Genomic DNA, 10,059 nt, shown 5'->3' on the forward strand with positions numbered 1-10,059 from the left:
TGGCACGATGGTGCCCATGCTTCTGACTGTCCTGGGTTGCTCGGGGAGTATCGGCGGACCCACCTCGCCGGCGTCCGGGTATCTGGTCGAGGTCGAAGGAATCGGGCCCGTCGTGATCGACATGGGGCCCGGGGTGTTGGGGGCTCTGCAGCGGTACATCTCGCCGGAGACCGCCACCGTTCTGCTGTCCCATCTCCACGCTGACCACTGCCTGGACGTCCCGGGCCTGATGGTGCTGCGGCGCTTCGGCCCCGAGGCGGAGCACGCGGTCCGCATGCCGCTCATCGGCCCGTCCGGGACCGCCTACCGGATCGGGGTCGCCTCATCGGAGGAGCCGGGCGCCGTGGACGATCTCTCGGACACGTTCGAGGTGGGATCGTGGGAGGTCACCCCGGACATGGAGTTGAGGCGCGAGGACGACGAGGTGGCCCTGCGTGTGCGAGCCGACCGGGTAGATCACCCGCCGGAGTCCTACGGGCTGAGGCTGACCTCGGCGTCCGGTCGCGTCCTGGCCTACAGCGGCGACACCGCCTACTGCGAGGCGTTGATCGAGCTTGCGGCGGGGGCGGATGTGTTCCTCTGCGAGGCCTCCTGGACAGACGAGGAGGGTCGTCCACCGGGCATCCACATGTCCGGTGCCGAGGCGGGTCGCACCGCCCGTCTCGCCGGGGTGGGGCGTCTGGTGCTCACCCACATCCCGCCGTGGACGGACAGCGAGGCCGTGCGCGCCGAGGCCGCCGCGGAGTTCGACGGCGAGGTCATGCTGGCGGAACCGGATCTGCGACTCGAGGTCTAGCCATCCGGGTCCTCGCAGGAGAGCTACCCGGTCGACGGACGGCGGTGGCCGCTAGGATCGGCGGGCGTGACCTCATCTACTGACGGCAGAACAGACGGACGCGCGGACGGCGACCTCCGCGACGTGACCCTCACGCGGGGATTCACCTCGCACCCGGCCGGATCGGTTCTCGTGACCTTCGGTCAGACCCGGGTCATGTGCACGGCGAGCGTGACCGAGGGCGTGCCGCGCTGGCGCAAGGGGTCGGGCCTGGGATGGTTGACCGCGGAATACGCGATGCTGCCGGCCGCGACCCACGAGCGCTCGGGGCGCGAGTCGGTCCGCGGCAAGGTGGGTGGACGCACCCACGAGATCAGCCGCCTGGTCGGCCGGTCCCTGCGCGCCTGTATCGACCTGTCAGCACTGGGGGAGAACACCATCGCGTTGGACTGCGACGTGCTCCAGGCGGACGGCGGCACCCGCACCGCCGCGATCACCGGGGCCTACGTCGCGCTCGCGGACGCGGTGACCTGGCTGGCGGCCAAGGGCGCCGTCACCGGGAACCCCCTGACGTGTGCTGTGGCGGCCGTGAGCGTCGGCGTGGTGGACGGCCGGGTCCTGTGCGACCTGCCCTACGAGGAGGACTCGCGCGCCGGGGTGGACATGAACGTCGTCTGCACCGACGCCGGGGAGCTGGTGGAGGTTCAGGGCACCGCCGAGGGCGCCGCGTTCGGGCGGGACACCCTCAACGCCATGCTGGACTCGGCCCAGGCCGGCTGCGAGCGGCTGTTCGAGCTGCAGCGGCTGGCCCTCGCGGAGCCGTATCCCGGAGAGCTGCCGGTGCCCCCGGCCGCCCGGAGCGCGGGGCGGCAGCGGTGACCGTCCGGCTGCTGGTCGCCAGCCGGAACGCCAAGAAGCTCGCCGAGCTGCGCCGGGTCCTGGAGGCCGAGGGGATCGCCGGCATCGAGCCGATCGGCCTGGACGAGGTGCCCGACTTCCCCGAGGAGCCGGAGGACGGCGCGACGTTCAAGGACAACGCTCTGATCAAGGCGAGGTCCGGGTGGATGGCGACGGGCCTGGCGTGCCTGGCCGACGACTCCGGGCTGGCCGTGGACGCGCTGAACGGGATGCCGGGCGTGCTCTCCGCTCGCTGGGCGGGCCGTCACGGCGACGACGCGGCCAACAACGCGCTGCTGCTCGCACAGCTCTCGGACGTGCCCGACGAGCGTCGTGGCGCGGCCTTCTTCTCCAGCTGCGCGCTGGTGTACTCGGCACGGGATTCGGCGCCGTCGACGGCCACCCTCATGACGCGGGTCGTGGAGGGGCGCTGGGCCGGACAGGTGCTGCGGGAGCCCCGGGGCGAGCGCGGATTCGGTTACGATCCGCTGTTCCTGCCCGAGGGCTCGGACCGCTCCGCCGCCGAACTCACAGCGGAGGAGAAGGACGCCGACTCCCACCGCGGTCGGGCCCTGCGGGCGCTCGTGCCGGCGTTGCGGGAGCTCGCCGAGCGCGGGATGCGGAGCTGACCCGGTTCAGACCGCGTATTCGGCCCTGACGTCCCGGGTTCGTATGTGCTCGAACCAGAACGACAGGAACGGGACCGTCCCGGCCAGGGCGGTCAGCAGGGTGCGGGAGGCCGGCCAGCGGGCCTTGATGGCCAGGTCGAGCGTCATGAACAGGTAGAAGATGTAGAAGACGCCGTGTGCCTGTCCGATGTAGGTGAACCAGTCGGGGGCGTCGGAGGAGTTCTCGATGATCAGGTACTTATAGATCATCTCCACCGTGAGGACCAGCAGCCACACACCGGTGATCCACGCCAGGGCGCGGTACCGGGCGAGGGCGCCACGGATCTTGCCCCCGGGGTCCGGCTTCCGGTGGTCGGTCTCCGGGGTGGCGTCAACGGTCATGAGTCGGTTCTCTCCTGGTGACGGTCGCCAGCGGCCGCGTCCCGGCGGGCCAGTTCGGCGAGGTATGAGTTGTAGGCCTCCAGCCCCTCGTCGCGGGTCGGTACCTCAGCGACGGGGCGTCGGGTGGGGAGGAGGTCGGCGGGGATCTCGGTGACGGCCCGTTCCCGCCGACGCGCACCCCGGCGAGGGGGCGTACCGCCGGGGGGAGCGCCGACCTCGTCGTCGTCACCCTCACCGCCCGCATCCTCGGCGGCACCGGCACCGGCCGTGTCGGCTTCGTCCGCCTCCAGCCGCACATACTTCAGATAGGCGTATACGAGGAAGCCTGCCAGGAACGGCCACATGAAGGTGTAGCCGAGGTTCTGGACCGTGCCCGTGGCCTCCTGGTAGCGGTCCAGCTGCCAGAGGCCCATCCCCAGGCAGAAGATCGCACCGAGGACGACGAAGGCGATCCACGAGGGGCGGTGCCTGACCTTGGCGGAGACCGGTGGACCGGAGGCGGCGTCGCCTCCGACCGGGCGGGTGCTCAGGCTGTCGGACACCCCTCAACGATACCGCCGACGGCGCGGTAAGCTCACCTCGCCCGGTACCCCCGGGCGGGCGCCCGTGGCGGAATTGGCAGACGCGCTGGATTTAGGTTCCAGTGTCTACGGACGTGGGAGTTCAAGTCTCCCCGGGCGCACCCTTACGGCTCGCGGTTCGCTCGAGCCGGCCCCGTCAGTCGAGGTCGTCGATCAGGCGCGCGAGGATGTCGTTCATCGTGAGCAGTCCGATGAGCTCGTTGCCGCGGACCACGACCAGGCGGTTGAGGTGGTACCGGCTCATCATGGCGGCGGCCTGGTTCACCGACAGGTCCTCACCCACGGAGATGGCGGGCTTGACGGCGGCGTCGTACACGTTGAGCAGGTCGACGTCGCCCTCCTCGACGATGATGGCGCGCAGCAACTCGTTGTAGCTGAGCAGGCCGTAGGCGTCGTGGGGGTGCTGGCGTTCCACCACGAGGCTCTTGACCCGATTCGCGCGCATCGTCGACAGCGCCTCGCGCAGGGTGGCGAACGGGGAGATGGTGATCACCTCGGGGACCATGACCTGCGTGACGGTGAGCATGGGGGACCTCCTGTGGGGTCGTACGGTCGGGATGGGGCGGGCAGGGGCGGGGTGCTGCGTGGCGGGGTCGAGCGGGCGGGCGTGGCTCAGGTGTCCTCCCGGCGCATGTACTCCTCGAACTTGACCAGTTGTCGGGGGTCGATCCCCGTGAGGTGCTCGATGGGGACGTTGAAGGCGATGCCGCGGGAGTTGTCCCCGTCGACGAGGACCTCGTGCAGCGCCTTGAGGATCGGGGTGGCCAGGTGGGTGCCCACGACCATGAGCAGCACCGACTGGGACCCCTCGAAGGTCAGGCCGAAGAACGTCTTCTTCTGTTGCCCGCCGATGCCCTTACCCTCCAGGATCGTCACCCCGGTCGCGCCCGCGCGTTGCGCGACCTCGATGGCGGGGTCCTCCAGTTCGGGAGGGGCGATCACTACGACGGCCGTGAATTTCATGACGCTTCCTTCTGCAGACGAGGGATTTTCTCGAGGACGATGGCATAGAGCAGGACGGAGATGATCGGGAAGATCGAGGCGAAGGCGATCAGCCCGAAGCCGTCGATCAAGGCGCTGCGGCCCTCGATCGCGCTCGCCAACCCGATGCCCAACGCGGTGACCAGCGGCACGGTGACCTCGGAGGTGGTCACCCCGCCGAGGTCGAAGGCCAGGGCGACGATGTACTTCGGGGCCACTGCCAGCAGGACGAGGACCGCGGCATAGGAGACCATGATGAAGTAGTGCAGCGGCCCGCCGGTCAGGATGCGGAACACCCCCAGGGCGATCCCGACCGCCACCCCGGTGGCCACGACCAGGCGGATGGCGGTCGCGTTGATCCCGGCCGGTGAGACGTTCTCCGCCTGGTCTGCGACGGCGACCAGGGCAGGCTCGGCCATCGTGGTGGCGAACCCGATGAGCAGGGCGAACAGCAGGATCAGGACGGGGATGTCGCGGTCGATCAGCTGCTCCGCCATCTGGGTCCCCAGGGGGAAGAGTCCCATCTTCAGGCCCACCACGAAGGCGTAGAGACCCACGAGCACCATGACGAACCCCACGGCCACGCGCAGCGGGTGGGACAGCTTGCGGCGCAGCGCCACGTATTGGAAGAACAGGACGACGATCACCATGGGAGCCACGTCGCGCACCATCTCGGCCAGTCCCACCACGTGTTCCAGCCAGAGGGGCGTCCCGCCGGTCTCCTCCGCCCCGGTGGTGGGCGTGCCGCCGCCACCGCCGAAGGTGTAGACCCACATGCCGTAGAGCTGCACCCCGATCATGGGCACCATCACGCACAGCGCCACCAGGCCGAAACCGTCGGTGAGCGCGCTGCGGCCCCGGATCGAGTTGGCCAACCCGATCCCGATCGCGGCGATCAGCGGCACCGTCACGACGTTGGTGGTCACCCCGCCGGAGTCGAAGGCCAGCCCCACGATCTCCGGCGGCGCCACGAACGTGGCCACCAGGACCACCACGTACCCGCCGATGAGGATTCGGTGGACCGCCCAGCCCCGCAACACGCGCAGGATGCCCAGGACCAGGACGAGGCCGACGGACACGGCGATGACCACCCTCAGGACGACGCCGTCGATGCGTCCCTCACTGATCAGTTCCGCCTGTCCCGCGACCGCGATCAGGGCCGGTTCGGCCACGACCGCGGCGAATCCGATGGCGAAGCCGAAGGTGAGGAGCAGTCCGAGCGCACCGCGGCGGGTGAACTGGTTGGCGAGGTTCTTGCCCACCGGGAACACGCTGAGATCCAGGCCCTGGAGGAACAGGGCTATCCCCACACCCACGATCAGCAGACCCGCGACCAGCTGCACGGGGTCCTCGGGCATCCGGCGGAAGACCAGCAGCTGGAAGGCCGCCACCACGACCACGATGGGCAGCAGATTCCGCAGGGCCTTCCGGAACTCCTGGGCGAAGTGGCGGAGATGCTCCATTGAGGCTGGCGTCCTCTTCCCGGGTCTGGTCGACAGGCGGCCTGGCGTCCAGTCTGACGCACGACCCCCGGGGCGTCCACGAATCGGCGGCGCGACGGTGGCCGGGCCCCCGGGGCGGGGCTCGCTCACCCGCGGCTCACCGTTCACGTCACCGGGGTCGTGGTGAGCGCAGCGCGGCGACGACCGTGGCGGCGATCTGACCCACCGCCCACGAGGTCGGGCAGGAGATCCCGTCCTCGTCCGGCGCCAGAGGCTCCAACGTGGCCAGCTGGGAGTGCAGGATCCGCGGGGACGCGAAGTGCCCGCCCCGGGCCGCGAGCCGGGCCGCGAGAAGCTTCCGGTCGCCGCGGAGTTCGACGAAGAACACCGGGCGGTCGACCCCCCGGAGGATGTCACGGTAGGCGCGGCGCAGCGCCGAACACGCGACGACGAGACCCGGGCCGGCGGTCGTCTCGGGGGCCGGATCGCGCCCCGACCCCGATGTGAACCGGCTCTGCTCCGCCATCCGGGTGCGGACCGCCTCCAGCCACGGCTCGCGGTCGAGGTCGGTGAGCGGCTCGCCTGCGCCCAGCTTGCGGCGGTTGGCGGGCGGGTGCAGGTCGTCAGCGTCCACGAAAGGGGCGCCGATCCGTTCGGCGATCGCCTGCGCAACGGTCGATTTGCCGGCACCGGTCACGCCCATCACCACGATGTGCGTCATCGGTGTCGACACCGTCGGCAGCGGATCCGGCGACCGGGATCAGATGGTGAAGGCCATCGATTCGAGGATCCTCCGGCCCAGCTCCTCGTCGCCGCTGATCTCCACACCGTTTCCGGGTTCCGCGGAGATCCTGCCGGTCGCGGAGCGGACGAAGGTCGGGGTGTCGAAGACCAGCTCGACCGTGACCCGTGCGGAGTCGTCGACGTCCACGAGTCCCGCCCGGCCGGCGACCAGCACATCGGTGGCCAGGGACGGGTCGGCATCGGAGTCGCCCTTCACCCGGAACCGGACCCGCGAACCGTCCGGGGCCCCGGCGTTCTTGCCCACGATCCGGGGTAGGGCGCGCACGATCTCCCCGAGCGCGAACCTCCCCACGCCGCTGTCGAGGTGGTGCGTCATGCCGAGGGCGTGACGGATGTCGTCCTCGTGGACCCAGCAGTCGAACACGCGCACCCCCATGAAGCGTCGGAACGGCACGCGGCCGACGGGGGAGTCGGTCTCGGCCTCCAGGTCCTCGGCGGTCATCTCGGAGAGCTGCACGGTGCGCTCGGCCACGACCTCGCGGAAGTCCGCGAACGCGTCCTCGACGGCCAGGGACCGGGCCTCCTGGACGAACCTCTCGTTGAGCTCCCCGATGGGATTGCGGACATAGTCGCGCGACGAGGCGGGGAGGTCGACGTCCGGTATCGGCTCGCCGGCCAGCAGGTGCTCGGTTCCGGCGATGTGCGCCACCACGTCTCGCACCGTCCAGCCCGGGAGCGCGGTGGGGGTGGCCCAGTCGTCCCTCTTGAGTCCCGCCAGGAGCTCGTCGAGATGGTTCCACTGCTGGATCAGGTGACGGATTTCAGTAGGGGCCTCGTCTGGGGCTCCGGTGTCGGCTCCGCTTGCGGAGGTGGCGGAGGCGGCGTCGCTGTCGGTGGCGTCCATGACCACAAGGCTAGTGCCGTGCAGGAGAGCCGCGCGGCGACTTGGGGCCGTGGCCGGTGCTCTCCTCGGAACACCCGACCCCGGCGCCGCTGTGGTGTGCGGACGCCGGGGTCGGCGATCAGGTCGTGCGGCGGGAGCTCAGAGCTCGCGCGCGGGAGTCGCCGTGGATCCGTCAGGATCGTCGGGGTGGCCGGCGTAGTGCACGATGCTGGCGACGAGTCCGCCCCAGATCACGAGCAGGAACAGCACCATCATGATGATCGCGGAAGCGTCCATGGCTCAGGCCTCCTTGGGCGTGTGGGTGGGGGCAGGGTTCTCGTCGGGACGGGTGAGTCCCTCCTCGTAGACGTAGTCACTCGGGTCGTCGTCGACACTCGGCGGTCCGTCGAGCTGGCGGGCCCCCCGCCAGGGCAGGGCCGACAGGATGATCGACAAGACCAGGATGGTCCCGATCATGCCCCAACCCCAGACGCCCAGGATGGCGGCGTCATAGCCCTCGTAGGGCTCGGAGATGAGGGGCATGATCTCGCGGATCAGCGAGTAACCCAGGACGACCGGGGTGATCACGGCGAGGCACACGATCCAGAAGGTGCCGACCTTCCACGAGGACACCGAGTTGAGGTGATCGCGCAGGGTGGGGGCGAGGCGCATCACGAAGATCACCACGATGAGGGCGATGAGGGTGATGCCGACAATGCCGAGGCTGTTGACGAACTTGTCCATCACGTCGAGGTTCTGCAACCCGGTCTCGGTGGGCATGAGCAGGATCGAGGCGGCCGCCATCGGGATGCCGACGGCCAGCACCGAGGTGGTGCGGCTGCTGCCCATCTTGTCCTGGAAGGACGAGATGACCACCTGGACGATCGAGATGAGTGAGGTGATACCGGCCAGGATGAGGCAGACGAAGAACACCACGCCCCAGATCGGGCCGCCCGGCATCTGCGAGATCAGGGCCGGGAAGGCGATGAACGCCAGGCCCGGCCCGCCGCCCACGTCCTCCCAGCCGGCGCCCGCCGACGTGGAGACGAGGAAGCCGAGGGTGGCGAACACGCCGATGCCGGCGAGGACCTCGAAGGCCGAGTTGGAGAAGCCCACGACCAGCCCGGAGCTCGTGAGGTTGGACTTGCGCTTGAGGTAGGAGGAGTAGGTCAGCATGATGCCGAAGCCCACCGAGAGCGAGAAGAAGATCTGCCCGTAGGCCGCGATCCACACGCTCGGCTCGGTGAGCACGCCCCAGTCCGGGGTGAAGAAGTTGTTGAGGCCGTCCATGGCGCCGTCGAGGAAGAGTGACCGCACGACGAGGGCGGCGAAGAGCGCCACGAGCAGCGGGACGAAGAGCAGGGCGGTGCGGCCGATACCGTTCTGGACACCCGCGAGCAGGACTCCCAGCGTCACGATCCACACGACCACCAGGACGATCGCGATGCCCGGGACGAAGTCGACGCCGAAGCCGCTGCCGGCGCGGAGGAAGTCCTCGGCGAAGAACGACGCCGACTCCTCGTATGTCTCCCCCCACCGTTCGTCGATCGAGAACCACGCGTAGGAGGCGGCCCAGGCGATGATCACGGCGTAGTACACGGCGATGACGAAGGACACCAGGACCTGGATCCAGCCGATCGGCTCGGCGAAGCGGTTCATCCGCCGGAAGCTCAGCGGCGCGGACCCGCGGAAACGGTGGCCGATGGCGTAGTCGAAGAACAGCAACGGGAGGCCCGCGGTGAGCAGGGCCACGAGGTAGGGGAGCAGGAAGGCGCCGCCGCCGTTGTCGTAGGCGACGAAGGGGAAGCGCCAGATGTTGCCGAGGCCGACGGCGGAGCCGATGGCGGCAAAGACGAAGACGGAGCGACGGGAGAATGTCTCTCTCGGTGTCGCCCCACTCCTGGTGGGCGGGCTGGTCATGGTCGACTCCTTGTGGGGCGATCGGGCGGCGGATCCGCCGGGTGTGACGGAACGACGATAGGTGCGGTCTCCACTACTTCTCATATCTTCACGGCGGGTTGGTGTTTTGGTGACCATTTCGACGCATTCGCGGCACCGAATCGTGTTACTAGTGTGACTACAGTGATCTCATGAGGATGCAGCGAATGAGCCCGGGAGTGGGGCGTCGGCTGGCCGCGGCCACGGTCACGGCCACGGTCGCTGCGTTGATGGTCGTGGTGTCCGGTCTCGTCGCCGCACCAACCCTGGCCGCACCAGCCCTGGCCGCCCCCTCGCCGGCGGTCTCGGTGCCCTCCCCGGCCGAGGTGGTCCGCGAGACCGGGTCATGGTTCTCGCACGGCTACACTCTCGACCTCCGCGCGGACGGCACGGGGATGTTCGCGGCCTGGATGGGGGCGTTCGACGGGACCAGGGTCCAGTTGCGACTGATCCCCGCGCCGGGGCCGGCGACCGTCGCCGAGGTGACCGCCGTCGAGACGGTCGGGCGCGGGGGGCTGGCAGCGGATGAGCGACCGGGGGTCGGGGGACTGGTCACCGTCGCCTTCGGTGACGCGGTGCGGACGGCCCACGTCGAGTGGTCGTCGGGTCCGCGCCGACTGGCCGCCGACCTGTGCCCTGCCGAGGGGCTCGACGCCGGGATGATGGCCGCCCTCCGCTGCGGAGCCTGAGGGGAACCGGCGGCGCGAGACGCCCGCGACACGCCGTCGTGGCGAGGCTCCCCCCTGAGAAGGAAGTAACGATTGGATAACGGAGCCTGACGGAACCTGAGGTGCCCCTCACCTGTACA

13 protein-coding genes and 1 tRNA gene are annotated in these 10,059 nt (G+C 69.7%); 5 read left to right on the forward strand and 9 right to left on the reverse strand.

What is annotated here, in order from left to right:
- Nucleotides 1–16 precede the first annotated feature (16 nt).
- From CT688_RS05030 to CT688_RS05040, 3 genes are all read left to right on the forward strand, one after another.
- Complete coding sequence (locus CT688_RS05030; protein WP_107756004.1) at nt 17–796, forward strand: MBL fold metallo-hydrolase; 780 nt, start codon at nt 17–19, stop codon at nt 794–796.
- Nucleotides 797–862: 66 nt separating this feature from the next.
- Nucleotides 863–1,654, forward strand: a complete 792-nt coding sequence (gene rph, locus CT688_RS05035) for a ribonuclease PH (protein ID WP_107756005.1) — start codon at nt 863–865, stop codon at nt 1,652–1,654.
- Nucleotides 1,651–2,301 carry a non-canonical purine NTP pyrophosphatase gene (locus CT688_RS05040; protein WP_182613448.1) on the forward strand — a complete coding sequence of 217 codons (651 nt, stop codon included), beginning with the start codon at nt 1,651–1,653 and terminating at the stop codon, nt 2,299–2,301. Before rph ends, CT688_RS05040 begins: the two co-directional genes overlap by 4 nt.
- Nucleotides 2,302–2,307: 6 nt before the next feature.
- Here the strand turns inward: CT688_RS05040 and CT688_RS05045 are convergent, their stop codons facing one another.
- Complete coding sequence (locus tag CT688_RS05045; protein ID WP_107756006.1) at nt 2,308–2,682, reverse strand: DUF3817 domain-containing protein; 375 nt, start codon at nt 2,680–2,682, stop codon at nt 2,308–2,310.
- On the reverse strand, nt 2,679–3,224 hold the full coding sequence (locus CT688_RS05050) for a hypothetical protein (RefSeq protein WP_107756007.1): 546 nt from the start codon (nt 3,222–3,224) through the stop codon (nt 2,679–2,681). Before CT688_RS05050 ends, CT688_RS05045 begins: the two co-directional genes overlap by 4 nt.
- Before the next feature lie 58 nt (nt 3,225–3,282).
- Here CT688_RS05050 and CT688_RS05055 point away from each other — a divergent pair.
- A tRNA-Leu gene (locus CT688_RS05055) sits at nt 3,283–3,364 on the forward strand.
- A gap of 35 nt (nt 3,365–3,399) precedes the next feature.
- On the opposite strand, the gene CT688_RS05060 is transcribed toward CT688_RS05055, so the two are convergent.
- The 7 genes from CT688_RS05060 to CT688_RS05090 form a co-directional block, all read right to left on the reverse strand.
- Nucleotides 3,400–3,789, reverse strand: coding sequence for a CBS domain-containing protein (locus tag CT688_RS05060; protein WP_107756008.1), 390 nt, complete (start codon nt 3,787–3,789; stop codon nt 3,400–3,402).
- Nucleotides 3,790–3,875: 86 nt separating this feature from the next.
- A complete protein-coding gene (locus CT688_RS05065) occupies nt 3,876–4,226 on the reverse strand; it encodes a transcriptional regulator (RefSeq protein WP_107756009.1) in 351 nt (116 codons plus the stop codon).
- Complete coding sequence (locus CT688_RS05070; protein WP_107756010.1) at nt 4,223–5,707, reverse strand: DUF1538 domain-containing protein; 1,485 nt, start codon at nt 5,705–5,707, stop codon at nt 4,223–4,225. Before CT688_RS05070 ends, CT688_RS05065 begins: the two co-directional genes overlap by 4 nt.
- A gap of 148 nt (nt 5,708–5,855) precedes the next feature.
- Nucleotides 5,856–6,407 (reverse strand): gluconokinase, encoded by a 552-nt coding sequence (locus CT688_RS05075; protein ID WP_107756011.1) that lies wholly within the window; start codon nt 6,405–6,407, stop codon nt 5,856–5,858.
- Nucleotides 6,408–6,446: 39 nt separating this feature from the next.
- The gene (locus tag CT688_RS05080; protein ID WP_197431473.1) at nt 6,447–7,334 is read right to left on the reverse strand and encodes a maleylpyruvate isomerase family mycothiol-dependent enzyme; all 888 of its coding nucleotides are present in this window, start codon (nt 7,332–7,334) and stop codon (nt 6,447–6,449) included.
- Nucleotides 7,335–7,472: 138 nt separating this feature from the next.
- Nucleotides 7,473–7,610: a methionine/alanine import family NSS transporter small subunit gene (locus tag CT688_RS05085; RefSeq protein WP_107756012.1), complete on the reverse strand. Its 138-nt coding sequence runs from the start codon at nt 7,608–7,610 to the stop codon at nt 7,473–7,475.
- Nucleotides 7,611–7,613: 3 nt separating this feature from the next.
- Entirely contained in the window at nt 7,614–9,233 is a 1,620-nt protein-coding gene (locus CT688_RS05090; RefSeq protein ID WP_107756013.1) for a sodium-dependent transporter, read from the reverse strand.
- A gap of 170 nt (nt 9,234–9,403) precedes the next feature.
- Between CT688_RS05090 and CT688_RS05095 the strand changes: the two genes are divergently transcribed.
- Nucleotides 9,404–9,940, forward strand: coding sequence for a hypothetical protein (locus CT688_RS05095; protein WP_231750503.1), 537 nt, complete (start codon nt 9,404–9,406; stop codon nt 9,938–9,940).
- Nucleotides 9,941–10,059: the final 119 nt, after the last annotated feature.

The sequence above is a fragment of the Dietzia sp. JS16-p6b genome, assembly GCF_003052165.1.
Taxonomy (GTDB): domain Bacteria; phylum Actinomycetota; class Actinomycetes; order Mycobacteriales; family Mycobacteriaceae; genus Dietzia.